Source organism: Parafrankia sp. EAN1pec (assembly GCF_000018005.1).
Classification (GTDB): domain Bacteria; phylum Actinomycetota; class Actinomycetes; order Frankiales; family Frankiaceae; genus Parafrankia; species Parafrankia soli.
The window spans coordinates 5349477-5375336 of record NC_009921.1; the positions used below are offsets into that span (position 1 = coordinate 5349477).

The following is a 25860-nucleotide window of genomic DNA, read 5'->3' on the forward strand; positions in this document are numbered from 1 at the left end:
TGGCCGAGATCCCGTCCGGTGGTGGCATCCGGTCGCCCGCTGTCCAGGCCTCACGGTTCCCGGTTCCCGCGATCAACCGAGTAGCAGTTCCTCGCCGCCGTCCGCAAGGATGACCTGTCCGTAGATCCAGCGGCTCTCGTCGCCGCAGAGCATCGTGACCGCCGCGGCCACGTCGTCCGGACGCGCCAGCCGGCCGGCGAGAGTTCTGGTCGTGTACTCCGCGGACAGCCGGTTCAGCTCGTCCGGCGCCAGGTGGGACCGGACGGTCGGGGTGTCGACCGGTCCACAGCACACCGCGTTGACCCGCACCCCGCGGGGTGCGAGCCAGTGCGCGAGGTAGCCGATGGACTGGTCCATCGCGGCTTTCGCCGAGCCCATCGCGAGGTGCCCGGGCGACACCACCCGCCGACCCGACGTCCCGGACAGCGCGACCACCGCCGACCCGGACGCCAGCTTCGTCTCCAGCGCCTGGAGCACCGCGACCAGACCGCCCGCGTAGATGTCGGTCATCTGGCGCCAGGTGTCGTGCGTGAGTTCGCCCGGTGTCGCCGTCGCCCGCGCGCCCGCGGTGTAGACGACGGCGTGCACGGGTCCCGGCACCGCCGCGCACGCCGCTGCCACGGACGTCCAGTCCGTCACGTCGCAGTGCGCGGAGATCCCGCTGACACCGCGCTCGTCGAGTGCGCCGCGAAGCTTGACGCCCGCGTCCGACTCCCCACGGGTCAGGACATGGATCGTCGTGTACCCGCGCCCGGCCAGTTCCATCGCGGTGGCGGCGGCGATGCCGCCGGCGCCGACCACAACCGCTGTCCTCATGACTGATGTACTCCTGCCTGACTCTCGCCGAGGTAGCTGGATTCGAGCAAGGCTCTGTTCGCCGACAGCGAGGCCGCGGTCCCCTGGATCCGCATCTCACCGTGGCTGAGCACGTAGCCGCGGTCGGCGACTCGCAGGGCGACCTGCACGTGCTGCTCGACGAGCAGCACGGCGACGCCCTGCTCGTCGGCGATCCGCCGGACGGTCGCGGCGAGATCGGCGGTGACCAGGGGCGCGAGACCGAGACTCATCTCGTCGATGAGCAGGACCTTCGGGGTACTCATCACGGCGCGGGCCATGGCCAGCATCTGCTGCTCCCCCCCGGAAAGCAGCGCCGCCCTGACCCCGATCCGTCGTTGCAGGGACGGGAAGTACTCGAGTACCCGCTCGGACGCGCCCGCCGTCCGACCGTGCCCGAGACGGAGGTTCTCCCGGACGGTCAGCTCGCCGAAAAGCCCCCGGTCCTCGGGAACGTGGGCGAGGCCCCGCCGCGCCATCCGGTGCGGACGACGGCGCACCACCTCCATTCCGTCCACCCGCACCCGCCCACCCATGATCGGCAGCAGTCCGGACACGGCGAGCAGGGTCGAGGTCTTGCCCGCTCCGTTGGGTCCGAGCAGCGCGACGACCTCGCCGGGCCGGACCTCCATACTGATCCCACGGACCACTGGAACGCCGAAGTAGCCCGTCGTCAGCTCGTCGATCTCCAGGGCGGCGGTCACGCGTCCTCCTCGTGGTCGGCTCCGAGATACGCGGCGAGTACCGCGGGATCGCGCCGGACCTCGGCTGCGGGGCCCGAGGCGATCAGCTCCCCGAACTCGAGAACGTTCACGTCCCGGCACAGGCCGAACACCAGGTTCGTGTCGTGTTCGATGATCAGGATGGACAGACCGTCCCCGGGCAGTGCCCGCAGCACGTCCGCCAGCACCTCGCTCTCGGCCGAGTCCAGGCCCGCGGCCGGCTCGTCTAGCAGCAGCAGACGCGGCCGGCCGACGAGTGCTCTGGCGACGCCGACGAGCTTGCGCTGACCGAGGCTCAGCTCGGTCGGGAGCCGGTCGTGGCTGCCGGTGAGGTTGACCCGGTCGAGCGCCCACCGGACGTCGTCGACGCCGGCACGCCCACGCAGCAGACCCCACAGCGCCGAGCCCAGCGTGGGCCGATGGGCGGCGACCTGGAGGTTCTGTTCCACCGTCAGGTCCTCGAACAGCTCCAGCGACTGGAACGTCCGGGTCATGCCGAGGCGCACCCGCTCGTGCGGAGCCAGCCCGCCGAGGTTCCGGCCGTCGAAGGTGACGGTGCCGTCGTGGCCGGTGAACCCGGTCAGCGCGTCGATGAGCGTCGTCTTCCCCGCTCCGTTCGGGCCGATCAGCCCGACGATGCTGTTGCTCGGCACCGTGAACGAGACGCCCTTGAGCGCCGCCACCCCGCCGTACCGGACGGCGATCGAGTCCAGTTCAAGCAGCGCGGTCATGATGCGACTCCGGACGGCACGGCTGGGGGTTTCCCGAGTTCGGACGGGCTCGGATGGCCCCGCCGTCGGATGGCGGCGAGGAGCTTCGCGGCACTCTGCTGGGTCGCGCCGCTGATGCCCTGCGGGTTGAGTACCGCGGTGACGATCAGACCGACGCCGCTCACCAGCAACTGGTACGAGCCGATCTCGAACCAGTTCTGCAGGGCCAGGGTCATCAGCCCGCCGTTCACCAGCATGCCGCCGACAACTGCGCCGGAGATCGTGGTGATCCCGCCCAGGTAGGCCACCGCGAGGAACGACAGCGACGCGATCGCACCGAACGACTGGAACGACACGTTGCTCTGGTTGTAGGCGAGCATGACGCCCGCCGTGCCCGAGAGCACTCCCGAGAACGCGAAGGCGAGCAGCTTCATGCGGGCGACGTTGATGCCGACCGAGGCCGCCGCCCGCTCGTTGGCGCGTACCGCGAGCATCTGCAGCCCGACCGGGCTGAGCCGCAGGTTCGCCACCGCGAACCCCGCAACGGCGAGGACCAGCACCGTCACCACCGCGAACCCGGTCTCCCCACCGCGGAAATCGAAGCCGAAGATCGACAGGGTGGGTACCGGGCTACCGCTCGTGCCGCCCGTCACGGCCGGGTTGCCGAAGACGGCGGACGCGACGGCGACCGCCAGCGCGATCGTCACGACGGCTAGGTGCACCCCACGTACCCGTAGGGCCGGGATGCCGACCGCGAGGGCGCCGAGCACCGCGCCGCCGATGGCGAGCAGCGGCGCCAGCGGGAACGGAATCCCGATCCCGTGGGCGAACTTGCTCAGCCCGAACGCCGACACGCCCGCGATCGCCATCTGGGCCAGTGAGACCTGGCCCGTGTAGCCGGTCAGCACGACGAATGACAGGCAGACCAGCCCCGCGATCAACGAGGTGACGTAGCTGCCGAGGTAGGCGTCGCTGAGGACGTACACGATCGCGCAGCCCACCGCCACGGCGGGGAGCCCCACCGACCATCGGTGCCTCGGTGGCGGCGCGGTCGGCATCCGCTCGTTGCTCGCCGCGCCGCGACCGGGAAGCCGCGCCCCCACCGCGAACATGGCGATCACGATCACCGCGAACGGCAGGGCGTCACCCAGGCCGGCCCGCGGCAGCCACTCGAGCTTGCCCTGGAGCAGCACGATCTGCGACTGCAGGATGCCGACGACCAGGGCCGCGGCCACGGTGACACCGAACGAGGTGAACCGGCCGATCAGGGCGGCGGCCAGCGCGGGCACGATCAACAGGGTCAGGGTGGTGGGCTGCAAACTGGTGATCGGCGCCACCAGGATCCCGAACAGGCCGGCCAGCACGGCCGCGATCGTCGAGTTGACCAACGCCAGGCTGTCGGTGGAGTAACCGAGCAGGGTGGCGCCCTTCGGGTTGGTCGCCGCCGCCCGGGAGGCCAGCCCGAAACTGGTGAAGCGGTAGACCGCCGCCAGCACAGCGCAGACGAGCACCACGAGCAGGCCGAGCAGCAGCCTGTCCGCGGGCACGGTGATGTCACCGAGGTTGACGGCGTCGTCCGGGAGGAGACCGACCGGCTGCAGAGCCTGCTCGTCGAACCGGATGATCACGATCGCTTGGATGGTGATCAGCACACCGATGGAGGCCACGACCCGCGCGAGCGCGGGCTCCGTGGCCAACGGCCGGAACACGAGGAGGTGTATCAGCACACCGAGCAGCGCCGCTACGAGCAACGCCACCACGAGCGCCACCGCCTTCGAGGGCACGCCTCCGAAGTAGATCGGTGGGACGCCGGGAATCGGGAGGATCAGCTCACCGGTCTTGTTGAGCTGTGCGAAGACATACGCGGGGTAGAGCGCGGCGGCACCGTAGGCGAGGTTGATCGTCCCCGAGCTCCGGTAGGTCAGCACCACGCCGAGACCGAGGGCCGCGTAGACCGCGCCCGGCCCGAGACCGAGAAGAACGTAGAGCAGAAAGTCGGTCATGTGTCGTTAGCCTCGGTCCGGTCTCAGAGCCGCAGGAGCTTCGAGCCGTCGATCGGGTCCGAGATGGTGGTCGGAACGCCGTTCTTCACCTCGACGATCACCTCTAGGGTGCTGCACAGGCCGGACTGGCCGGCCACGGCGAGCTTCGCCGGGTCACAGGTGTAGGTCCAGCCGAGGAAGCTCGGCTCGTCGCTGGTGGTGCGGATCTTCTCGACCAGCGCCTTCGGGGTGAGGCTCGCCTCGTCCATCTTGTTCAGCAGGCGGTAGGTGTTCATGATCCCCTGGAAGGCGATCGTCGAGTAGTTGCTCAGCGTCGTCCCGGACGCGTACTTCGCCATCGCGGCCCGGTAGATCGCCGCGTCGTCGTCCTTCTCGTTCCACATCCGCGTCTCGGAGTTGAAGCGGTGCCCTTCGGCGGCCTCGCCCGCGCTCTGCAGCACACGCTCGTCGAGGCATTTACTGGTGTGGTACATCGTGAACGGCAGGGCGAGCGCCTTCTTCGCCTGCATGATGCGCACGCACGCCTGCCCGAAGCTGCTCACCACCGCGTCCGGCTTGGACGCGTTGAGCTGGGTCAGCGCGCCGGTCAGGTCGGCGGCGTCCGGAGCCGCGACGACGATCGGCACGTCCTTGTAACCGAGGTCCCGCTGCAACGGAGTCTTGATCTGGTCATTCGCCGAGGCGATGCCGGGTGAGGTGTCGGATGTCAGGGCGCTCACGCGCCCGGCCTTCTGGACGGTGGCGACGAAGGTGTCGATCGCGGGGAAGGCCGCGAAGGAACCGCCCGCGAAGTTGAAGACGGTCGGGGAAGACGCCTCCTCCGGGAAGATCGCGATCCCGCCGATACGGGGGATGCCGGCAGCCTGGAGCACCGGTACGGCGCCCTGGGCACCGAAGTCGAGGCTGCTTGAGGCGGCGACCACGCCGGAGGTGGACGCGATCTGCCGCGCGCAGTTCGCCGAAGTCGCGACCGACCCGTCAGTGACGCAGGAAGACAGTTCGAGGGGCCGCCCGTGCACTCCGCCGAGATGCTTGTTGATGTAGTCAGCGGCTGCCCGCGCCGAGGCGAGCGCCTCGGGGTAGGACCCCACCGCCGTGTTCTCCTGGCTGATGTAGCCGATGACGAGCGGGGTGCCGGTGGGGGCCGCGACGACCGGCCCGAGTGCGGCCGCGTCAGCGGCGCCCGTCTCCCCCCCGCCGGTGTCCGACTTCGGGGCGCTGCCGCAGGCGGCGGTCAGGGCGGTGGCTAAGCCCAGCAGGACGGCCAGATTGCGAGTTCGGCGCATCATCCAATGACCTCCGGAACGAGCGTGACACAACGACGCGCCACGACAAAAGAACTCTAAGCCTCGACAGTCTATGTAACAATAATCTCAGAGCGCTCGGCCGTCCACATTCCCGCAGGTCGGTTCATCCTTGGCCACGGCAATGCACCCCCCACCTCACGCCGTGACGCAATGCAGCACGGTCGACTGAGCGCGCGGTTCGCGCACGATAGTCTAACTATCGAGCATTTGAGACAGTAACCGACAGCATCCGCAGAGGCACGCTGCGGCGGCGAGGAGGCACGATGGCCAAGGACGCGCCGATCGCGATCAGCCGGCAGGACGGCATCGCGACCATCACGCTCAACTGCCCGGAGCGCCGCAACTCGCTCGGCCGCGAGGCGGTGGTCGTGCTGCACCGCACGATCGACGAGGCTGACCGGGACGACGAGGTACGGGCGATCGTCATCACCGGGGCGGGCTCGGCCTTCTCGGTGGGCGCCGACCTGTCCGGTGGTGCGGAGACGTTCCAGACCCCGACGCGCACCGAGCAGGCCCCCCACGACGACCGCGGACAGGGATCCCTCGACGACCGCGACCTCGGCGGCTGGCTCGCCCTACGGATCTTCGAGTGCGGAAAGCCCGTCATCGCCGCCGTCAACGGGGTGGCCGCCGGCCTGGGCGCGACGATGCTGCTGCCGATGGACGTCCGGATCGCCGTGGACACCGCGAGGTTCGGGTTCGTCTTCGCGCGGCGCGGGATCATCCCGGAGGCCTGCTCCACCTGGTTCCTTCCTCGGGTCGTCGGCATCAGCAGGGCGATGGACTGGATGACCAGCGGACGGATCGTCGATGCCGCCGAGGCGGTCGAGAGCGGGCTGATCCGCAGCCTGCACTCCCCCGACGACCTGCTCCCCGCCGCGTACGCCGCCGCCAGGGCCATGACCGAGCAGTCCGCGCCGGTGTCGGTGGCGCTCGTCCGGCGGCTGCTGTGGGACGGGCTGACCGTGGGACATCCCCGCGACGTCCACCCCGTGGAGTCCAGCCTGATCCGCGCCCTCGCGTCACATCCGGACGCCCACGAGGGAATCCGGTCGTTCATCGAGAAGCGGTCACCGCGCTTCGTCGGTCGCCCGGGGGCCGAGACGCGCACTCTGCTGGATGACGCCCGGGCCTGAGCGACCGACCAGATACCGGGCGACCTGGCCTAAACACGGTGCCATGCTCGCCCCGGTATCGGCCGGAACGTCGAGTGGGCGCGGCCGGGCGACTCGGCTGAACCTTCGCCGATCGATGCGAGCGTCATCTCGGCGGCTGAGTCCCCGGGATGAGCATCCGGGTGACGAGGCCGCCCGCGCCCAGCCCCCACGGGTCCTACTTGACCATCTGGCCGGCGTCGATCGGCAGCGTGATGCCGGTGATGTACCGAGACTCGTCGGACGCGAGAAACAGCAGCGCGTTCGACACGTCAATCGACTCAATCCAGGGCACCGGTATCAGATTGAGCGACGTGAACGCGTCGCGCACGTCGTCCTCGGTCGGCGTGTCGGTCAGGTCCGGCCGGAACTGGCGGTAGGTCGACTCGTTCTGGATCATCTCGGTCGAGACAGTGGTGGGATGCACCGAATTCACCCGGATCGAGTGCCGGGCGAGCTCGTTGGCCAGCGTCCGCATCAGACCGACCACGCCGTGCTTGGCCGCGACGTAGTTGGCGATGTTCTCGTAACCCCTGAGACCAGCCGCGGAACTCGTAAGGATGATCGACCCGCCGCGGCCACCCGCGATCAGGTGCGGTATGGCGGCCTTGCAGGTGTGCCAGACGCCGGTCAGGTTGACCGCAAGCATGCCCTGCCACACCTCCTCGGGCATCTCGTGGGTGGGGAAGGGCGGCATGGCGATGCCCGCGTTCGCGCTGACCACGTCGAGCCGCCCGAACTCGGCGACACCCCCCACCACAGCCGCCGCGAGCTGCTCGTGGTCACGCACGTCGGCGACCGTCGCCACGGCCCGCCGATCGAGGGCCTCCACCTGCCGTACCGTCTCGGCCAGATCCTCGCGGGTGCCCCCCGGGTACGGCACGCCCGGCACGTCGGCGCAGAGGTCGACGGCGATGATGTCGGCCCCCTCCTGCGCGAGCCGAACCGCGTGGCTGCGGCCCTGCCCGCGCGCCGCCCCGGTGATCAGCGCGACCTTCCCGGCGACTCGCCCGGCCATCAGAAGCTCCCCTGGTCGGCGCCCACCGGACCATCGCCACCGCCGGGCTGACTCGCCTGTTCTTCGACATGGACGCGTAGCGTGCTGCGGCCGGGATCGAACAGCTCCTGCGCGTCCTGCGCGAGCCGGGCGGCGACCACCGGATCGGCGAACCGCTCCATCGCCCGCTCGTAGGCGGCACGGTCGTCGAACCAGATCTCGGTCGCGACGTCGAACTCCCGCTCATCGTCGGGCTGGTCGGCGGTGCTGAGCGGTCCGAAGTACCGCCGCACATAGCGCCGGGCGGTCGGCATCTGCTCCGCCGCGTAGGGCGCATGCCGCGTTTCGTACTTCTCGACGAACTCGGCCATGGATAAGCCGGGCCGCCGCTTGCTCAGCATCATGACCTGGTACACCGGCGGTGTCCCCTCACGGTGTCTCCCGCAGAACCCGCTCCGGGCACGCAGCGATCGCGTCGCGTGCCAACTGTTCGGACCCCGCCGGAATGTCGACGGAGTCGATGTTCAGGTAGCCGTCGTCATCGAGCGCGAAAACCCCCGGAAGCACCGCCGCGCACCGGGTGTGACCGCTGCACATCTCCCGTTCCGCCACGATCCGCATCAGTTCACCGCCTCGACATCCCATTCGAGCGGGAGCGATTCCATCGAGGTGACCGCCCATTTCATGGACTGGCCGAACTCGGCGCCCTCGGCCACCTTGTAATTCGGGATCCGCTGGTGCCACTCCTCCAGCGCGATGTTCAGCTCGATCCGGGCCAGGTGCGCACCGATGCAGCGGTGCGGCCCCACCCCGAAGGCCATGTGCCGGTTCGGCTTGCGGGAGACGTCGAAGGTGTCCGGGTCCGGGAACTCGTTCGGGTCCCGGTTCGCCGCCGAGATCATGGTGACCACCCGGTCGCCTTTCTTCATCGGGCAGCCGTTGAACTCGACATCCTTGGCGACGATCATGGTGTGCGAGAGGATGTCGTAGGAGCGCAGGAGCTCCTCCACCGTCGAGGGAATCAGCTTCGGGTCGGCGAGGATCGCCTGCCGGTCGACCTCGTTCTCGGCGAGGTGGCGGAAGGACCAGCCCAGCTGGCTCGCCACCGTGTCCATACCCGCCTGGAACATCAGGTAGGCGACCGCCACCTGCTCCTTGCGACTGATCCGGGCGCCGTCGACTTCCATGAAGGCGATCGCGCCGAGCAGGTCCTCCCTGGGGGACTGCTCGCGCTCGTCCAGCTTCTTCCCCAGGTAGGCCAGCACCTCCTGCTCGGCGGCGACGGCCTTGTCGATCGCGGTCTGTGTCGCCATCTGCTGGCCGAAGGTATGCACCCACGCGGTGAGCTGGTCGTGATCCTCGAGCGGGACGCCGAACATCCGCTCGAAGACCCGGGTAGGAAAGTGCAGCGCGAAGTCGGTGACGAAGTCGCACTGGCCGGAATCCTTGAACGACTCGATGAGCTCAACGGCCGTCCGGCGGATATCCGGCTCGAGCGCGCGGATCGCGCCGGGCGAGAAGTGGGCGTTCAGCGGCCGCCGGAACTTGGTGTGGTCCGGCGGGTCCAGCTCGCCGGGGATCATGCTGTACGGGTCGCTGTCGGAGAACGGGTGCGCCGATCCCACGTTGGAGAAGGTCTCCCAGTCACGCAGCGCGGTGTAGACGCTCTCGTAGTCGAGGAGATACCACAGCGACGCGCCGGGGACGAGAGGATTCGGCATGTCGCTACGGAATGTCGGCGACTCGTCGCGGAGCCGGTCGAGCTCGCCCCACGGGTCGGCATTGAGACGCTCGTTCGCCGCGTGCGAGAACCCCGCGAGCGTGGGGGCCGTGGCGTACCCGCGCTGGGTCGTGGGCGCGGACGCCTCGGTGTCGTCAACGGACATCAGAACTCCCCATCTGCCGCCGCGGTTAACAGTAGTCGCGTCAGCAAATATCCATGGATCTACTATTCACGGATAGAGTATCGCAAGTATGACGCAGATAACAGAAGGCCTCGACAGGTCTTCCGGCCGGCACGTCACTCGACGTTGACGACCATGCCGGCGGTCTGGGCGCCGAACGCGTTCGTGACCACGGCGACCGAAGCATCGGGAACCTGACGCTCCCCCGCCTGGCCACGCAGCTGCAGAACGGCCTCGGTGAGCAGCTGGATGCCGTGCACTCGGCCTTCCGCGAGGTGACCGCCACCGGTGTTGACAGGCAGCTCCCCGCCCGGGCCGATCCGCTTGCCCTCCTCCACCCAGTCCCCGAACTCCCCGACCCCGCAGAAACCCAGCGCCTCGACCCACGACAACGTGACGTGGGTGAACCCGTCGTACAGCTGGGCGAGGTCCACGTCGGCAGCGGTGAACGAGGAGCGCGACCAGAGCCGGTCCGCGCACCGCCGCGCGGAGCCGAAGAGGAAGTCCTCACCGAAGGCCCACCGGGTGTCCGGCGCGACGCCGTTCGAGTACGCCATCGCGTCGACGAGAACCGGGCGCTGCCGCAGGTCACGTGCGCGCTCGGCGGTGGTCACGATGCAGGCGACCGCGCCGTTGACCGGATAGTCACAGTCGTAGACGCGCAGCGGGTCGGCGACCAGCCGGCCGTCGAGGTACTCCTCCATCGTCATCGGTTCGCGCAGCACGGCCTGCGGGTTCAATGCCGCCCACCGGCGCGCGTTCAGGGCGATCTGGCCGTAGTCCTCCAGGGAACCACCGAGCTCGTGGATGCGGCGCCGCATCCGCATCCCCATGCCCATCAGAACGCCCGACCAGCCGAAGGGAGCGAGGTACTGCTCGATCCCGCCCACCGGCGCCGTGTCACTCGACAGCGCCCCCGCGTAGCCGGTCTCCCGGGTCAGGCACCGGAACCCCATCGCGGTCTCGGCCGCGCCCGACGCCACCGCCATGATCGCCTCGAGAACGGCGACGAGGCCGGACGGGCTGGTCGGGATGATGTCGGCGAACACCGCGAGGTCATCCATGCCGAGCATCCGGGCGACCTCGTGTACCGGGATGTCGTCCTCGAACCGGTAGTGGTAGAGGCCCTCGATGTCGCGTGCGGCGAGCCCCGCGTCGTCGAGCGCGCCCGTGCATGCCTGGTAGGCGAGCCGACGCGGGTCGACCGGCCCCCGACGGGAGAAGGGCGAGTAGCCGACACCGACGATCGCGACCTCACGCGACAGCGTGCTCACGCCGATCCCCCTTCGCGCACCCGGAACACCGGTACCGACTGCGTTCCGCGGTCGTCGAACTCGACCTGAAGCCGATCGCCGATCCGCAACGCCGCCGGGTCCGAGCCCACGACGTTGGACACCATCCGCAGCCCCGGCTGCTCGTCGAGCTCGACGAAGGCCACCACGTACGGCAGATCCTCGGCGAACCCGGCGTAGAATGCCCGGTTCATCACCACGAAGCTGTAGAGGGTGGCCGCGCCGCTCAGGTGCACGTACTCCAGCGTCTCCGTGAGGCATCGGGGGCAGACGATGTCCGGAGGATAGAGATAGTTGCGGCAGGTCGTGCAGCGCTGCGCGACGAGCCGGCCGTCCCGGGCCGCGGCCCAGAACCCCTCGCTGGCGGGTTCGGGGAGAGGAACGGGCTTGCGCACCGCCGCGCCACCCGCCGCACCGCCCGTCACGCCGAGCTGCCCTTGATTGCCGCCACCAGCTCGGCGAAGAGGTTGTCGTAGAACCCGCGGAGATCCTCGGCGAACGAGTCCGGCAGGACGTCGGTGATCCAGACGAACCGGCAGCCCGGGCCGCCGTTGTCGAGGATCTGCATCGAGGCCGCGTGGAACGTGGCGCCGAACAGATCGGGCACGGTGTAGGAGGAGTACCGGTGCTCGGCGTCGATCCCGACGTTGAGCTCCCAGAACTCCGCGCCCTCGTGGTCGGTCACCACCCGGTAGTTGCCGTCCTGGCGCTCGCTCGCCGAGTTACTGAAGACGTGCACCTCGGAGCGGACGAACTTCTCGACGAAGGCCCAGGCCGCGTCGGAACTGATGTCCAGGTCGACTGTTTTGTAGATCGTTGCCATTGCACTCCCTCGGGACGGGACGGGCCGGCGCGACGCGGCCGGCCGGGCCGGCCGGGCCGGCCGCGCGGTCAGGTTCAGACCTGGCCGGGCACGAGATCAGCCTGGTACTCGGCGAGGCGAGGCGGCGGGGACAGCGCCTGCCCCGCGACACCGGAGAGCCGGTACGGGGGGCCCGGCACGACCACGTTCGCCACCCCGTCCACCTCGATGGTGTCGAAGTACTGCCGCTCCCGGAGCTGCTCGAGATCGAGGATCTCCTCCGGGGCGAACACCGTGCCGATGGGCAGACCACGCTCCTGTCCCTCCCGGAACGCCGTGTCGGCGTCGAGGGTCAGGAAGAAGATCTCCAGGACCTCCTGGATATGGCCGAACTCCTGCTGCCGAACCCTCGGGTCGAGGTAGCGCTCTTCGCTCAGGTCGAGGGCGAGGTCATGGCTCGCGAGCCACTCTACGAAGATCGACCACGGCTTCTGCTCGGCGACGATGAAGACGATGACGACGTATCGGCCGTCAGCGCACTCGAAGAGGGTCTGCGCGGTCGGGACGGGCTGGGCGTGCCGGGCCGTCTGCCGTCGCAGGATCGCGCCGGTGTAGATCCAGTACGTGTTCGCCATCTCGACCGTGATCGCCATGGTGTCGTGCGTGGCGAGGTCGATCAGGTCGCCCCGCCCGGTGGACTGCCGCCGCACCAGGGCGAGCAGGAGCGCGGTGTGCCCGAAGGTCGCGCTTGTCTGGTGGGCGTGGTTCCCGCTGGGACGGATCGGCGGGATCGTGTGATCGTCGTACCCGCAGCAGGCCAGCACACCGCTGGCCGCGAAGGAGATCAGATCGCTCGCCTGGTACTCGGCCCACGGGCCGGTGAGACCGAAGGGCGTGATGACGAGCGTGACCAGTCCGGGGTTCACCTCCGCCAGAGCCTCGCGGTCGAGGCCCAGGGCACGGAACGCCCGCGGGGTGCCCGAGAAGACGAACACGTCGGCGTCCCGCAGCAGGTCACGCAGGCCGGCGAGCCCGGCGGCCTCGGCGAGGTCGAGCACGGCACTGCGTTTGCCGACGTTGTAGTGCCAGAAGCCCAGGCTGTGCTCGCCGTCGGAGTGGCCCTCGACGAACGGGCCGGCATGCCGCGACGGGCTGCCACCCGGCGGCTCCACCTTGATGACCTCGGCACCCATCTGGCCCAGGAGCCGGGTGCAGAACTCCCCCGCCACGTCGGCGGCGACCTCGACGACACGCAGGCCCCGGTACGGCGGGGCGGCTGCGTCGGTGGGCGGCACGGCGGTCACAGCACACCCTCGTCCGTCAGCACGTCGATCTCGGCGCGGGACATCCCGACGATCTCCGAGAAGACGTACTCGTTGTCCTCGGCCAGCAGCGGAGCCGACCGCCAGTGCGCGGGCTTCGTCTCCGCCGCCGTGAAGGGCAGGCCCTCCAGGCGTGCGGGCCCGATCTTCGGATGGTCCATCTCGATGAGGGTCCCCCGGTGCGCCAGCTGGGGATCGACCTCGCAGATCTCCTGCGAGTTCTGCACGGCGGCCGCGCGCACCCCGTGGGCCTGGAGGTGTTCCATCGCCTCCCGCGGGTCCCGCTGCGCGGTCCAGGCCGCGAGGTGGGCGTCGAGCGCGGCGTGCTCCCGCCGCCGCGACCGCTGGTCGGCGAACCGCGGGTCGTCACACCATGCCGGCCCGCCCAGCGCCGCTCTCAGGGCACCCCAGTCGTCGTCGTCGAAGACCGAGATCGCGATCCACCGGTCCTCCCCGGCGGCGGGGTACACGCCGTGCGGCGCGGCGTCCGAGTACAGCTGCAGGTTGCCGGGCGGATAGCCCTCCATGCCGCGCGTCGCCCGCCCGTTCACGCTCACGTCGAGCAGCACCGGACCGAGCAGCGCGACCGACGCCTCCAGCGCCGAGACGTCGATCTCGCATCCCTCACCGGTAGCGTTGCGCCGGTAGATCGCCATCAGCACCGCGATCGACCCGTTGTAGGCGGCCATGTTGTCCATGTACGACATGCCCCAGCCGGACGGCTCGCGGCCCGGCAGGCCGGCCCCGAAAGTCAGCCCGCCGACGGCCTGCACGACCGGCCCGTAACTGCGATAGGCGGTGTCGGGGCCGGAGTGCCCGAAGCCGCTCATTCGCGCGTAGATCACCGAGGGGTTCAGCTCACGCATCGCCTCGTAGGTCAGCCCCCAGCGCTCCATCACCCCGGGCGAGAAGTTCTCGGTGACCACACCGCAGTTCGCGATCAGCCGGCGGGCGACATCCCGGCCCTTCTCCGAGCGCATGTCGATGTTCACGCTCAGCTTGTTGCGGTTGTAGTTGTTGAAGTGCCCGCTCAGGTCGGGGTCGATCTCGCCGGTGTCCTCCTCCCCAACCGGCCGCGCAGCACCCTTGTAGATCGGCATCCGGCGCGTCAGATCCATCCGCCGCCGGTCCTCGATCTTGATGACCTCCGCGCCGAAGTCCGCGAGCGTCCGGGTGGCCAGCGCTCCGACGCCGACCCAGCAGAAGTCCGCGATCCGGACCCCGGCGAGCGGCCCCTCGCCGCGGCCGCGTCGGGCGGCGGCAGATCTTGACGGGTGATCGACCCGCTGGTCAGTGGACGACACTGGCCCTCACCTCACTTTCACGGGACGTACTCGGCGCGGGCGGACGGTCGGTCCGCCCGAATAGTCGCCGAATGGACATTTCCGACGCAATCGGCGCACGGATGACCCCGTCCACCCAGGCCACCATGAGTCATCGCGCGCCGCGGGGCGGCGCGTCGAGGTGAACTCGGATGACGATGACCCGTGGGTCACAGGTGGCACTCCGCAGCCGGATATGCGTCTTCGGTGAGACCGAGGACTCCACCGGCATCAGGCGATCACCTTGCACTCACGGGAGACTACGGCCAGAAAGTCGTAGCATCAGTATTTTATGCCTCGACGCAAGCCGCGGGCAACCCCCAGTCACCCAACCTAAGACCTGGGCTCGCGGTTGACAGGCAGGAGTGCCACTCCCTACGATAACTCTAGCATTAGAGCTTTTTCGACTCTACAGTCTGCGTCGTACCTCGTCGTACCGTGGCGTCATCGTGGTCGCCTCGCCGCTCACGCTGCTCCGACCTCGCTCGACGCGTCGACGTGCGGAGGTGTGTCCGACCGTGTCCTGGGATTTCGAGACCGACCCCGAATTCGCGCAGCAGCTGGAGTGGATTGATCAGTTCGTCCGGGACGAGATCGAGCCGGTCGACCTGCTCGTCACGAACTACGGCTTCGATCTCTCCGACCCGGTTCGCCAAGCCCTCATTCCACCCCTGCAGCAGATGGTGCATGAGCGCAACCTCTGGGCCTGCCACCTGGGCCCCAACCTGGGCGGCAAGGGCTACGGCCAGGTCAAGCTGGCGCTGATGAACGAGATCCTCGGGCGATCGCAGTGCGCACCCATCGTGTTCGGCTGCCAGGCCCCGGACTCCGGGAACGCGGAGATCCTCGCGCACTACGGCAGCGAACGGCTCAAAGAGACCTATCTCCGCCCGCTGGTGGCGGGCGAGGTCGTCAGCTGCTACTCGATGACCGAGCCCGAGGGCGGGTCGGACCCGACGCAGTTCCGCACCAGCGCCGTTCCCGACGGCGACGAGTGGGTCATCAACGGGACCAAGTGGTACTCGTCGCACTCCCGCTTCGCGTCGTTCATCATCGTGCTGGCGGTCACCGACCCCGACGCCGAGCCGCACCGGCGGATGTCGATGTTCGTCGTGCCCGCGGACGCCCCGGGGCTGGAAACCATCCGCAACGTCGCCCTGTTCGGTCACGAGCGGCACGACGGAGGGCACGGCTACCTCCGCTACAACAACGTCCGCGTTCCGGCCGACCATCTGCTCGGCAAGCGGGGCGACGGCTTCGTCGTGTCCCAGACCCGGCTCGGTGGCGGTCGCATCCACCACGCGATGCGCACTGTCGGTCTCGTCCGCAAGGCGCTCGACATGATGTGCGAGCGCGTGCTGTCCCGGTACACGCAGGGCGAGCGGCTCGCCGACAAGCAGATGGTGCAGGAGATGCTCGCCGACTCCTGGACCCAGCTCGAGCAGTTCCGCCTCCTGGTCCTGCAGACCGCCTGGAAGATCGACAAGTACGACGACTACCGCAAGGTCCGCAAGGACATCGCCGCGGTAAAGGCCACGATGCCGAAGGTGCTCAACGACGTGGCCGGCCGGGCCCTGCAGCTGCACGGCTCGCTGGGCACATCCGACGAGATGCCGTTCGGCGATTGGATCATGGAGTCGTACCGGATGGGCCTGGCGGACGGCGCCACCGAGATCCACAAGATCACCGTGGCCAAGCAGCTCCTGCGCGGGCGCACGCCGGCGCCCGGGCTGTTCCCCACCGGGCACCTGCCCGCGCTACGGGCGGCGGCCGAGGCCAAGTTCGCCGACCGGCTCGCCGCCGTGCGCGGCTCCCATGGCTCCTCCGGCCCGTCGGCCGCGGTCGCCCCCAGCACCGCGGCAGAGACGCCCGTGACTGACGACGCCCCGCGGCCCGATGACATGCCGGAGATCGCGGACGTCCGGCCCGGCGAGGAGCTCGACTGGGACCGGCTGGTCACCTACCTGTCGACAGCCCTCGGCGTCGCGGCCGGCGCCTGGTCGGTGAAGCAGTTCCCGAACGGCTCGGCGAACCTCACCTACCTCGTGCACGTCAACGACGAACTCAGCGTCGTCGTCCGCCGGCCGCCGCTGGGCACGATCGCCGCCGGCGCGCACGACATGTCCCGCGAGCACCGGGTGCTCTCCCGGCTACCCAACGCCTACCCGCGGGCGCCCCGGTCCCTGCTGGTGTGCGAGGACCCGTCGATCATCGGAGCGCCCTTCGACGTCATGGAGTACCGGCCAGGCGTGGTGGTCTGGCGCTCGATCCCCGAGGTGCTCCAGGTGGGCGACAACGTGGGCCACCGGATCGGCCTCGCCGTGGCCGACGCGCTGGCCGACCTGCACACCGTGGATCCGGCGTCGTGCGACCTGGCCGATCTCGGCCGGCCGGTCGGCTTCCTGGAGCGCCAGATGGCCGGCTGGCAGAAGCGATGGGCCGCGGTCGCCTCCGAGGCCGAGGCGGCCCTCATGGAGGAGGCCGCCACCCGCCTCGGCCGGAACGTGCCGACCAACCCGGTTCACTCGCTCCTGCACAACGACTACCAGCTCACCAACGTCCAGTTCGCGGCCGGCGACCCCGACCGTGTCTACTCGGTCTTCGACTGGGACATGGCCACTCTGGGCGACCCGCTCGCCGACCTCGGCTCTCTCCTGAACTACTGGCCCGACCCGTCCGACACCGCGCAGAGCGCCGGTCTCTACCTGCCTGAGCAGGCCACCATCGGGCTTCCCACCCGGGCGGAGATGGCCGAACGGTACGCCGCACGAAGCGGCTTCGGCCTCGACAACCTCGGCTGGTACGAGGCGTTCGCCGCCTACCGGGTGACGGTGATCCTCCAGCAGCTGGCTGCGCGCTACCAGCGGGGCGAGTCCACCGACCCGCGCATGGCGGAGCGGGCCCAGCTTGTGCACCCGATGGCGGTGCGAGCGTTGGACCTGCTCGACCACCATGGCGTCAAGTGATCCCGGTAGCCCTCCGCAGCCCCTTCCGGACCGGTTCCAGCAAGGAGTCCCCGTGCGCGACGCAGTAATCGTCGAGGCCGTCCGCAGCCCGCTAGGGAAGCGCAACGGAGGTCTCTCCGCTGTTGCGCCCGTCGACCTGGGCGCGTCGCTGCTGCAAGCGCTGGTCGCGCGGACGGGCCTGGACCCGGCGGTCGTCGACGACGTCGTCTGGGGCTGTGTAACCCAGGTTGCGGAGCAGTCAGTCAACATCGGGCGCAACACCGTCCTCGCGGCAGGCTGGCCCGAAACCGTGCCCGGGACCACGGTGGACCGCCAGTGCGGCTCGTCTCAGCAGGCCGTGCACTTCGCGGCGGCGAGCGTGATCGCGGGCTACTACGATGTCGTCGTCGCCGGCGGGGTGGAATCCATGAGTCGGGTGCCGATGGGCTCCCAGACCATCGGTGCCTGGCCCTTCGGTGATGGCTTCCGCACCCGCTACCCCGACATTGAGCCCAACCAGGGCATCGCGGCCGAGATGATCGCCGAGAAGTACGGCTTCTCGCGGGAGGCGCTGGACGAGTTCAGCCTCCGATCGCATGAACTCGCGGCCGCAGCCCAGGACAACGACGCGTTCGCCGCCGAGATCGTCCCGGTCGACGCGGCCCCCGGCGTCGTCGCAGACGAGGGCATCCGCCGCGGCGGCGACGTGACGACCCTCGGCAAGCTGAGCACCCCGTTCAAGCCGGACGGCGTCATCTCGGCAGGCAACTCCTCCCAGATTAGCGACGGCGCCTCAGCCCTGCTCATCACGAGCAGCGAGAAGGCGGCGGAGCTTGGTCTGCGCCCGATCGTCCGGATCCACTCCGCGGTAGTCGTGGGTGACGACCCCGTCATGATGCTGACCGGGCCCATCCCGGCGACAGCCCGCATCCTGCGCCGCAGCGGGCTGTCTCTCGGGGACATCGGCACGTTCGAGGTCAATGAGGCCTTCGCGTCTATCCCCCTGGCCTGGCTCGCTGAGACGGGCGCCGACCCGGCCAGGCTGAACCCACGTGGCGGGGCGATCGCGCTCGGCCATCCGCTGGGCGGCAGCGGCGGCCGACTGATGAGCACAATGATCAATCACATGCGCGATAATGGAATCCGCTACGGGCTGCAGACGATGTGCGAGGGCGGCGGGCTCGCTAACGCCACGATCCTCGAGCTGCTGTAAGGCAACAAACAGGCCAGCGACCGTCGCGGCGTGATCAACCCGTGATTCAGGTTGTCACGCCGCGGCTGCGCTCGACCTCCAGCCACAGATGTCGAAGCCCGCCCGGGCCAGCACTTCCGCGATACCGGCGCCCATGGTGCCCAGGCCGACGACCCCGATCCTCGTCAGCTCACCGAAAGAAGTCTCCCGGCCCATTCAGCGTTCCTTTGCCCCGTCAACATTTCCCCCACTCGCAGCGGATGCCCGATGTACTCGTCACCCGCCTTGTCCAGCTGGCCGGTGTGCAGCCGGGTGGCCAGGGCCAGCGACGGAGGCAGCGAGGGATCAGGCACCGGCGAGCGCGTTTGAGGTGCGCACGATGTTCACGATGCCACGCATGATGTCGGTCAGCCCGTAGTCCTTCGGTGTGAAGACCGCCGCAACACCGAGCGTCGCCAGGCGTTCCGCGTCCGCGGGCGGAATGATCCCCCCGACCACGACCGGAACATCCCCGAGACCAGCCGCACGCAGCCCGTCCAGCACCTCGGGCACCAGGTTCATATGCGAACCGGAGAGCACCGACAGCCCCACCACATGAACGTCCTCCTCCACAGCCGCAGCGACGATCTGCGCCGGGGTGAGACGGATCCCTGATAGACCACCTCAAAGCCCACATCACGAGCCCGTACCGCGATCTGCTCGGCACCGTTGGAATGCCCGTCCAACCCGGGCTTACCCACCAGCAACCGCGGCCGGCGACCCAACTCACCAGCGGTCACGGTCACCAGGTCACGCACCTCCCCCAGCCCAGCACCCGCAGCAGCGGCCGACGGCGCGGCAGACACCCCGGTCGGCGCCCGGTACTCCCCGAACACCTCACGCAACACACCCGCCCACTCCCCCGTCGTCACCCCGGCACGAGCACACGCCAACGTCGCCGGCACCAGGTTCGCATCCGTCTTCGCCGCCTCACGCAACCCGAGCAGCGCCTCGTCGACAACGGAGGCATCACGGGCGGCCCGCCACGCAGCGACCTGGACCCGGGCCGCCTCCTCACCCGCCGGATCCACCGTCTGCACCGCCGCATCCAGATCGGCCAGCAGCGGATTCGGCTCGGTCTCAGTGAACCGGTTCACCCCGACAACAACATCCTCACCAGACTCGATCCGCGCCCGCCGCATCGCCTGCGAAGCCACCAACTGGGACTTCATATAGCCGCTCTCCACAGCGGCGACAGCCCCACCCATCGCCTGCACCCGGTCGATCTCCTCGGTCGCGGCCGCAACCAGCTCCTCGACCCGCCGGGCCACCACCACCGAGCCCTCGAACAGATCCGGGTACTCCAACAGATCCGTCTCATAGGCCAGGATCTGCTGGATACGCAGCGACCACTGCTGATCCCACGGACGCGGCAAACCCAGGGCCTCGTTCCACGCAGGCAACTGCAACGCCCGACACCGCGCGTCCTTCGACAACGTGACCCCGAGCGCCTCCAACACGATCCGGATCACGTTGTTCTCCGGCTGCGCCTCGGTCAACCCCAACGAGTTGACCTGCACCCCGTAACGGAACCGGCGGTGACGCGGATCCGTCACCCCGTAACGAGTCCGCAGCAGATCATCCCACAGGGCGACGAACGCCCGCATCTTGCACATCTCCTCCACGAAACGCACCCCGGCGTTCACGAAGAACGACATCCGGGCACACACCTCGCCCATCCGCTCCACCGGCACCTGACCGGAAGCGACCACCGCGTCGAGCACCGCGATCACCGTGCACAACGAGTACGCCAACTCCTGCACCGGCGTCGCACCCGCCTCCTGCAGGTGATAACTACAGATGTTGATCGGGTTCCAGCGCGGGATCTCCGTCACCGTGTACGCGACGATGTCCGTGATCAGCCGCAGCGACGGCCCCGGCGGGAACACATACGTCCCCCGCGACAGGTACTCCTTGATGATGTCGTTCTGAGTCGTGCCGGTCAGCTCCTCGGCCGCGACACCCTGCTCCTCCGCCACCACCTGGTACAACGCCAGCAACCACATCGCCGTCGCGTTGATGGTCATCGACGTGTTCATCCGACCCAACGGGATCTGCTCGAACAACGCCCGCATGTCACCCAGATGCGCGACCGGCACACCCACCTTCCCGACCTCACCACGCGCCAGCACATGATCCGGGTCGTACCCGGTCTGCGTCGGCAGATCGAAAGCCACCGACAGACCCGTCTGCCCCTTCGCCAGATTCCGCCGGTACAGAGCGTTACTCTCCGCCGGACTCGAATGACCCGCGTAGGTCCGCACGATCCACGGCCGGCCACGCTCATATCCCGTGACCTGGGCCTGATCGGATCGCGGATGTCGATCTGTGCGCGACTCCGCCATGTCAGCCCGCGTCCCGGTGCGAGGGCCGGCCGGGCTGCTCTCCGCCGCGAGCCTCGCCGTAGGACCGCTTGGGGACCATCACCTTGCGCCGGTAGATGCAGACCAGGGTGCCGTCCTGGTTGAGGCCGCGGGTCTCGACCGTCACGATGCCGCGGTCGTCCTTGCTCTTCGACTCCACCTTGTCCAGCACCGTCGACTCACCGTAGATCGTGTCCCCGTGAAAGACCGGCGCCACATGCCGCAGCGACTCGACCTCCAGGTTGGCGATCGCCTTGCCGGAAACGTCAGCGACGGACATCCCGAGCAGCAGCGAGTACACGTAGTTCCCGACGACCACGTTCCGCTTGAACTGGGTGGTCCGCTCGGCGTAGTTGGCGTCCAGGTGCAGCGGGTGGTGGTTCATCGTGAGCAGGCAGAACACGTGGTCGTCGTACTCGGTGACCGTCTTGCCAGGCCAGTGCCTGTAGACCGCACCGACCTCGAACTCCTCGTAGTACCGGCCAAACTGCATGTGTTCCCCCAACTGCGCGGGATGAGCGGTTCGGTCTACGCCCGCGGATCGCGCCCGACCCCGTCTGATCTCTGCGAGCGCTCGATCGCCCGAGCCTCCAGCCGTCCCAGGATGCCGCTTCCCTGCGGCCTCCGTAGCGGCGGTCGTCGCACCCTGCCAGCCGGGCTCACCTGGCGAGATGCTTGTATATACGCCCCCATGTTTCTATATAGGAACTTTCTTGCTGTCAAGATGGCGGAGCCGATCCCCGACCGGATCCTGTGGCTTGCGAATCGTCCGACCGGGAAGATCCACCAGGCAGGGCGGCCGGCCCGGTCGGGCCTGTGCCGGTCGGGCCGGTGGGGCGGCACCTCCCCGCCTCCTCTCCACCCGATGACTCCAGGGCGGGAGATCTCGCGACCGACCTCCGCGACCGACGGCGAGGCAACCCCGACGACCAGGCGACCCGAGGGCACCTCCTGGTTTTGCGTGCCCGCCCCGGGGAACATCGGGAAAGGGCCGGGATACGATCACAGAAAAGGCAGAGCGAAATCGGCGTTTCGGGTCAAAATACCCCAGACCACTGTGGGTGGGATAACGGTTCCACCACGGGCGGCCCAGACAGCATGACCCGCATTTTCGCTGCCGGCGGCAAGACAGGGCGCCTGATGATGTCCATGGACTGGTCCAACACACCACTCGGGCCGCTCAGCGACTGGGAAAAGTCACTGCGCATGGCCGTGGGCCTCTGCCTTGAGTCACACTTCCCGCTGGAGATCCTGTGGGGCCCGGACCTGGTCGAGATACACAACGACGCCGTCATACCAATGCTCGGCCGCAAGCATCCGGGATGTATAGGCCGGCCGTTTCGGGACGTCTTTCCCGAGGCGGCGGACCGGCTTGTCCCCATGCTTGAGCAGGTGATGTCCGGCGGCGAAGCAACGTGGGAGGAGGACTGGCCGTCCAGGCTCAACCGCCACGGCTATCTCGAGGACTGCTATTTCACCTTCTCCTACAGCCCGATCCGACGCCTTCCGGCGGGCGGTGTGGCCGGCGTGTTCGCCGCGTTACAGGAGACCACCCGGCAGGTACTCGGCACACGACGCCTTCGATGCCTGCATGAGCTCGTCAGCGCCACGGCCGGTCGGCCCACCCAGGCGGAGGTGTTCGCCCAGGGCATCGAGGTGCTCGGTCGCTTCACCTCCGACATCCCCTACTGCCTCGTTGTCCTCGAGGAGGCGCAGACACGGAAGCTCGCCGTGACGGCGTCGGCCGGTATCGCCGGAGCCACGGGAACCCCGTACGCGCTCGATCCCAGCGACGCCTCCGGACTCGGGGACTCGATGGTTGCGGGACGGACGCAGATCGTCGCTCGTCTGCTGGACCGTCTCGCGTTACGGCAGTCAGGTGACACCCCACCGTCCACCGCCGCGATGGTCGTCCCCCTCCCGGAGGGAGGCGACAGACGCCCTGTCGGACTTCTCATCTTCGGGACAAGCGACCGGCTCCCTTTGAACGCGGACTACCGGAGTTTCCTGAGTCTCGTGGCCACCCAGATATCGGCGGCCAGCGTTGCGGCGCAGTCAGCCGAGCGGGAACGCCTCCTTGCCGCTGACGCGCATCATCGCGCCTTCCATGACGCGCTGACCGAGTTGCCGAACAGAGCGGCCATGTTCGCCCACCTCGAACGCACGATCACCGAAGCCGGAAAAGGCCCGACACGAGCCGGCTTCCTTTTCGTTGATCTCGACGGATTCAAGCGGGTCAACGACACGTTGGGTCATCTGGCGGGCGACGATCTGCTCCGTGATGTCGCCGGGCGAATTCACCGTGTGGTCCGCCCCGGTGACGTCGTGGCCCGGCTCGCCGGCGACGAGTTCGGAGTCCTGTGCCGCAACATCACGTCCTGCGGCGCGGTCGAAGCTGTCGCCGATCGCATCGTCGCCAGCGTGGATCTGGCCATCGGCCGCCAGCAGGTCCCGGTCACGGCCAGCGTCGGCATTGCGATGATCGGACCCGGGGCCACCAGCCCCGAGGATGTCGTACACGCCGCGGATGCAGCCATGTATCTCGCCAAGCGTCGAGGGCGGGGCTACTGGCGGCACGCCGCGGAGGCGGAGGTGGCCCGTCCCGACACCGACACCGGCCCTCCCTCGGAGCCAGCCCGGCGTATGGCGGCCAAGCCGCGCGACGGCTGACGCCGACGCATGTCGGAGACCGTCCCGCAGCGCGCCCGAGCACGCGCGAGCTGATCAGGACGACCTCCGCTCGGATTCGATCTCAATCGACCGATTACAGGGGGTCTCTGCCGCTACCCCTTTCAGTAGGGACTCCTCCTGCACCCGCAACAAGGGTTGGCTGGGGCGATGACCACATTGCCGGGAGACGAAGGGGTGACCAGTGCCTGACAACGCCAATCGCATTCAACAGCAGCGGGCAGGTCACGGCCGCCGCAGGTTCCTGATGGGCACGGCCGTGCTGGCGACTCCCTTGCCGCCGGGCTGGTCGACTGCACCTCCGACGAAAAGGCCTCCGCGGCGGTGCGCGCGCCCACACCGGCCGGCCGGGAGGACATGATCACGATCATCCGGACGGCCGCCGATCAGGGCGTGACCCTGTTCGACACCGTCGAGGCGTACGGCCCGTTCGAGTCCGAACGCATCGTCGGTGAAGCCCTCAACCGGTCCGGGACCAGGTCGTCATCGCGTCGAAGTTCGGGCTCGACGTCGACCTGGGCCAAAGTGTCCGATCAACCGCTCTGTTCCATTTTCGGTGGTGACTGTGCGTGGGACCACTTCAAGATCGCCTACGGGGCAGGCCTCCGACACCATCAACCGAGGTCAATAAAGGTTCACCGTCAGTAACAGTTGGCTGGGTGGTGACCAGCGGGGTGGGTTCTTCGGGCACAGGTGCCGGGGTCGTCGCCGGGGCGGTCGGAGTTGAGCTGGGCGATGTCGATGCGCCGGGTAAAGGTGTCGATGGTGCGGCCGGCGAGGAGGGCGGCCATGCCGACAGGCGGAACCAGCCGCGAGCACATCGCGGATGCGCCGGTCACCACGGTTGTCGCGACAGTCATGTGCGTTGGGTCCATACCCTCACCCCTGATCTCCTCGGAGGAGGCGTACGGACCGGGAAGGGATACGAGCCCCCCCTCGACCCCGACCACCGACCGAGCCACAGGTTCGACTTCAGTCGCGATGTTGCACGCATCCGCCTCATACTGGGGAATTTTTCTTAGATCTTGCTCTAGTTTCGTCGGAGACAAGGCAAAAGTCGAGAAGGCAATCGGCTCCTACGCTTAGCAGCTCCACCACCGCCCGATCTCCGCCGAGACGCTCCGCAAACGCCTTCACGTCGGCACGGGCACCGCACGCAACCTGGTGGCCCAGCTGCGCAGCGACGCCCGAGCCGCTGTTGACGACTGGGCACCACAGTCGCGACGCCACCGACAGCCTCGCGACGGTGAGCGTGATGCGACGTCAACCTCCCAGCCGGGCGACCCGGCACGTTCGAGCGTCCACGCGGACCGCGCCACAGGCACGGGGACATCAGCCCGGTTGTCGATCGACCACCCGTCTGCCAGGAGCTTTGCCTCTTCCCGGCCTCAGCACTCTCGCCGATCCCGCCCGCGGTCGCCCAGGTTAGCAAGGACTCACTGCTGGACGAGGGACTCCTGCGTTGCAGAGCGTGGCAGGTGTGGTGGCACTCTCCCGAACCGGGACGTGTGTTCACTTTAGTCTGGCGATGGCGTACGGTCGGGCCATGGCCACGCCAGCAGCCCCGAGAGGGAACCGTCGAGTGCGGTCGGATTCGGTGCGGAACCGGGCGGCGATCATCGAGGCGGCCACGGCGGAGTTCACCGCCCGCGGTCAGGGCGCGGACGTACGGGAGATCGCCTCCCGGGCCGAGGTCGCCCTCGGCACCCTGTACCGGCACTTCCCCACCAAGGACGAGCTGCTGGAGACGGTGATGCAGGACCTCTTCACCACCTGGCAGAACACCGCCCTGACCGGGTGGATGAATCACCCGGATCCATGGGAGGCGTTGACTGGCTTCATCGACGACGCGGTGTGCCGCCAGGCCGTGCATGTGGCCCTGACGGAGAGGCTGGCGCGTCCGTTCTCGGAACGTCAGCTCGACGAATGCGCCCGCCGTCTCGCCGCCGTCGCCGAGCACCTGGTCGCCCGCTGCCATCGTGCGGGTTTGCTCCGCGAAGGCGTGGTCGGGGAGGACATCATCCAGTTCGTCATCTGCCTGGCCTCACTCGCTGATCACAGCACCATCCCCGTGATTACGACCACTCCGGCGGGGCAGGCCTCCCCTCCTCGACCGACCGCAACTCCCTGGGCTCGGCAACGGCAGATCGGACTCGACGGGCTCCGCCCCGCACATGGCGTCCTCACGCCGACTCGAACCCAATATCAAGATCATTCAAATTCGCACATATAACGGGCTGTTATCAGATTGCCTGAATTCGCAG

Annotated in this window: 21 protein-coding genes and 4 pseudogenes; 7 read left to right on the plus strand and 18 right to left on the minus strand. The window is 68.6% G+C overall.

The annotated features are described in order from the left end of the window. Positions 1 to 72: 72 nt before the first annotated feature. From FRANEAN1_RS37320 to FRANEAN1_RS21820, 5 genes are read right to left on the minus strand one after another with little or no spacing between them, the layout of a single operon-like run. Positions 73 to 816 (minus strand): SDR family oxidoreductase, encoded by a 744-nt coding sequence (locus tag FRANEAN1_RS37320; RefSeq protein ID WP_020461985.1) that lies wholly within the window; start codon positions 814 to 816, stop codon positions 73 to 75. Next, complete coding sequence (locus FRANEAN1_RS21805) at positions 813 to 1538, minus strand: ABC transporter ATP-binding protein (RefSeq protein WP_020461986.1); 726 nt, start codon at positions 1536 to 1538, stop codon at positions 813 to 815. Before FRANEAN1_RS21805 ends, FRANEAN1_RS37320 begins: the two co-directional genes overlap by 4 nt. After that, entirely contained in the window at positions 1535 to 2287 is a 753-nt protein-coding gene (locus FRANEAN1_RS21810; protein ID WP_020461987.1) for an ABC transporter ATP-binding protein, read from the minus strand. Before FRANEAN1_RS21810 ends, FRANEAN1_RS21805 begins: the two co-directional genes overlap by 4 nt. Then, on the minus strand, positions 2284 to 4269 hold the full coding sequence (locus FRANEAN1_RS21815) for an ABC transporter permease (RefSeq protein ID WP_020461988.1): 1986 nt from the start codon (positions 4267 to 4269) through the stop codon (positions 2284 to 2286). Before FRANEAN1_RS21815 ends, FRANEAN1_RS21810 begins: the two co-directional genes overlap by 4 nt. A 23-nt stretch (positions 4270 to 4292) precedes the next feature. Next, entirely contained in the window at positions 4293 to 5558 is a 1266-nt protein-coding gene (locus FRANEAN1_RS21820) for an ABC transporter substrate-binding protein (RefSeq protein ID WP_020461989.1), read from the minus strand. Between the two features lie 281 nt (positions 5559 to 5839). On the opposite strand from FRANEAN1_RS21820, the gene FRANEAN1_RS21825 reads away from it, so the two are divergent. Beyond that, entirely contained in the window at positions 5840 to 6712 is an 873-nt protein-coding gene (locus FRANEAN1_RS21825; RefSeq protein ID WP_020461990.1) for an enoyl-CoA hydratase-related protein, read from the plus strand. A gap of 196 nt (positions 6713 to 6908) precedes the next feature. Here the strand turns inward: FRANEAN1_RS21825 and FRANEAN1_RS21830 are convergent, their stop codons facing one another. From FRANEAN1_RS21830 to FRANEAN1_RS21870, 9 genes are all read right to left on the minus strand, one after another. Further along, on the minus strand, positions 6909 to 7748 hold the full coding sequence (locus tag FRANEAN1_RS21830; RefSeq protein ID WP_020461991.1) for a mycofactocin-coupled SDR family oxidoreductase: 840 nt from the start codon (positions 7746 to 7748) through the stop codon (positions 6909 to 6911). Next, positions 7748 to 8131, minus strand: coding sequence for an EthD domain-containing protein (locus FRANEAN1_RS21835; RefSeq protein ID WP_063748402.1), 384 nt, complete (start codon positions 8129 to 8131; stop codon positions 7748 to 7750). Before FRANEAN1_RS21835 ends, FRANEAN1_RS21830 begins: the two co-directional genes overlap by 1 nt. A gap of 25 nt (positions 8132 to 8156) precedes the next feature. Beyond that, positions 8157 to 8348: a ferredoxin gene (locus tag FRANEAN1_RS21840; RefSeq protein WP_041254581.1), complete on the minus strand. Its 192-nt coding sequence runs from the start codon at positions 8346 to 8348 to the stop codon at positions 8157 to 8159. Continuing rightward, complete coding sequence (locus tag FRANEAN1_RS21845) at positions 8348 to 9613, minus strand: cytochrome P450 (protein ID WP_020461993.1); 1266 nt, start codon at positions 9611 to 9613, stop codon at positions 8348 to 8350. Before FRANEAN1_RS21845 ends, FRANEAN1_RS21840 begins: the two co-directional genes overlap by 1 nt. 134 nt (positions 9614 to 9747) lie before the next feature. Further along, on the minus strand, positions 9748 to 10905 hold the full coding sequence (locus FRANEAN1_RS21850) for a hypothetical protein (RefSeq protein ID WP_020461994.1): 1158 nt from the start codon (positions 10903 to 10905) through the stop codon (positions 9748 to 9750). Beyond that, on the minus strand, positions 10902 to 11348 hold the full coding sequence (locus FRANEAN1_RS21855) for an OB-fold domain-containing protein (RefSeq protein ID WP_020461995.1): 447 nt from the start codon (positions 11346 to 11348) through the stop codon (positions 10902 to 10904). Before FRANEAN1_RS21855 ends, FRANEAN1_RS21850 begins: the two co-directional genes overlap by 4 nt. Continuing rightward, a complete protein-coding gene (locus FRANEAN1_RS21860; protein WP_020461996.1) occupies positions 11345 to 11746 on the minus strand; it encodes a hypothetical protein in 402 nt (133 codons plus the stop codon). The genes FRANEAN1_RS21855 and FRANEAN1_RS21860 overlap by 4 nt, the downstream gene beginning before the upstream one ends. 74 nt (positions 11747 to 11820) lie before the next feature. Then, complete coding sequence (locus tag FRANEAN1_RS21865; RefSeq protein WP_020461997.1) at positions 11821 to 13029, minus strand: CoA transferase; 1209 nt, start codon at positions 13027 to 13029, stop codon at positions 11821 to 11823. Next, complete coding sequence (locus FRANEAN1_RS21870) at positions 13026 to 14351, minus strand: CoA transferase (RefSeq protein WP_020461998.1); 1326 nt, start codon at positions 14349 to 14351, stop codon at positions 13026 to 13028. Before FRANEAN1_RS21870 ends, FRANEAN1_RS21865 begins: the two co-directional genes overlap by 4 nt. A gap of 536 nt (positions 14352 to 14887) precedes the next feature. On the opposite strand from FRANEAN1_RS21870, the pseudogene FRANEAN1_RS42455 reads away from it, so the two are divergent. The 3 genes and pseudogenes from FRANEAN1_RS42455 to FRANEAN1_RS21880 form a co-directional block, all read left to right on the plus strand. After that, positions 14888 to 16165 (plus strand): annotated as a pseudogene (locus FRANEAN1_RS42455) (acyl-CoA dehydrogenase family protein); the annotation flags it as partial. Between the two features lie 219 nt (positions 16166 to 16384). Beyond that, a pseudogene (locus tag FRANEAN1_RS42460) lies at positions 16385 to 17335 on the plus strand (phosphotransferase family protein); the annotation flags it as partial. A gap of 52 nt (positions 17336 to 17387) precedes the next feature. Then, positions 17388 to 18527, plus strand: coding sequence for an acetyl-CoA C-acyltransferase (locus FRANEAN1_RS21880; RefSeq protein ID WP_020462000.1), 1140 nt, complete (start codon positions 17388 to 17390; stop codon positions 18525 to 18527). A 54-nt stretch (positions 18528 to 18581) separates the two neighbouring features. Here FRANEAN1_RS21880 and FRANEAN1_RS39380 read toward each other — a convergent pair whose 3' ends face one another. From FRANEAN1_RS39380 to FRANEAN1_RS21890, 3 genes and pseudogenes are all read right to left on the minus strand, one after another. Then, on the minus strand, positions 18582 to 18722 hold the full coding sequence (locus FRANEAN1_RS39380) for a 3-hydroxyacyl-CoA dehydrogenase NAD-binding domain-containing protein (RefSeq protein WP_085950124.1): 141 nt from the start codon (positions 18720 to 18722) through the stop codon (positions 18582 to 18584). 129 nt (positions 18723 to 18851) lie between these two features. Next, positions 18852 to 20890: pseudogene (locus FRANEAN1_RS21885) on the minus strand (protein meaA). Between the two features lies 1 nt (position 20891). Next, entirely contained in the window at positions 20892 to 21401 is a 510-nt protein-coding gene (locus tag FRANEAN1_RS21890) for a MaoC family dehydratase (protein WP_020462001.1), read from the minus strand. 656 nt (positions 21402 to 22057) lie between these two features. Here FRANEAN1_RS21890 and FRANEAN1_RS21895 point away from each other — a divergent pair. Together FRANEAN1_RS21895 and FRANEAN1_RS41395 are read left to right on the plus strand one after the other, a co-directional pair. After that, complete coding sequence (locus FRANEAN1_RS21895) at positions 22058 to 23578, plus strand: diguanylate cyclase (RefSeq protein ID WP_347176709.1); 1521 nt, start codon at positions 22058 to 22060, stop codon at positions 23576 to 23578. Positions 23579 to 23881: 303 nt separating this feature from the next. Next, positions 23882 to 24111 (plus strand): annotated as a pseudogene (locus tag FRANEAN1_RS41395) (aldo/keto reductase); the annotation flags it as partial. 126 nt (positions 24112 to 24237) lie between these two features. Here the strand turns inward: FRANEAN1_RS41395 and FRANEAN1_RS21905 are convergent. Further along, a complete protein-coding gene (locus FRANEAN1_RS21905) occupies positions 24238 to 24456 on the minus strand; it encodes a hypothetical protein (protein ID WP_041254583.1) in 219 nt (72 codons plus the stop codon). Between the two features lie 722 nt (positions 24457 to 25178). Between FRANEAN1_RS21905 and FRANEAN1_RS42465 the strand changes: the two genes are divergently transcribed. Then, a complete protein-coding gene (locus FRANEAN1_RS42465; RefSeq protein ID WP_020462004.1) occupies positions 25179 to 25829 on the plus strand; it encodes a TetR/AcrR family transcriptional regulator in 651 nt (216 codons plus the stop codon). Positions 25830 to 25860: the final 31 nt, after the last annotated feature.

Coding starts and splice junctions, on each gene's coding strand:
- FRANEAN1_RS37320 (WP_020461985.1), bottom strand. CDS start 816: ATGAGGACAGCGGTTGTGGTCGGCGCCGGCGGCATCGCCGCCGCCACC.
- FRANEAN1_RS21810 (WP_020461987.1), bottom strand. CDS start 2,287: ATGACCGCGCTGCTTGAACTGGACTCGATCGCCGTCCGGTACGGCGGG.
- FRANEAN1_RS21815 (WP_020461988.1), bottom strand. CDS start 4,269: ATGACCGACTTTCTGCTCTACGTTCTTCTCGGTCTCGGGCCGGGCGCG.
- FRANEAN1_RS21820 (WP_020461989.1), bottom strand. CDS start 5,558: ATGATGCGCCGAACTCGCAATCTGGCCGTCCTGCTGGGCTTAGCCACC.
- FRANEAN1_RS21825 (WP_020461990.1), top strand. CDS start 5,840: ATGGCCAAGGACGCGCCGATCGCGATCAGCCGGCAGGACGGCATCGCG.
- FRANEAN1_RS21830 (WP_020461991.1), bottom strand. CDS start 7,748: ATGGCCGGGCGAGTCGCCGGGAAGGTCGCGCTGATCACCGGGGCGGCG.
- FRANEAN1_RS21835 (WP_063748402.1), bottom strand. CDS start 8,131: ATGATGCTGAGCAAGCGGCGGCCCGGCTTATCCATGGCCGAGTTCGTC.
- FRANEAN1_RS21840 (WP_041254581.1), bottom strand. CDS start 8,348: ATGCGGATCGTGGCGGAACGGGAGATGTGCAGCGGTCACACCCGGTGC.
- FRANEAN1_RS21845 (WP_020461993.1), bottom strand. CDS start 9,613: ATGTCCGTTGACGACACCGAGGCGTCCGCGCCCACGACCCAGCGCGGG.
- FRANEAN1_RS21860 (WP_020461996.1), bottom strand. CDS start 11,746: ATGGCAACGATCTACAAAACAGTCGACCTGGACATCAGTTCCGACGCG.
- FRANEAN1_RS39380 (WP_085950124.1), bottom strand. CDS start 18,722: ATGGGCCGGGAGACTTCTTTCGGTGAGCTGACGAGGATCGGGGTCGTC.
- FRANEAN1_RS21890 (WP_020462001.1), bottom strand. CDS start 21,401: ATGCAGTTTGGCCGGTACTACGAGGAGTTCGAGGTCGGTGCGGTCTAC.
- FRANEAN1_RS21895 (WP_347176709.1), top strand. CDS start 22,058: ATGGACTGGTCCAACACACCACTCGGGCCGCTCAGCGACTGGGAAAAG.
- FRANEAN1_RS21905 (WP_041254583.1), bottom strand. CDS start 24,456: ATGACTGTCGCGACAACCGTGGTGACCGGCGCATCCGCGATGTGCTCG.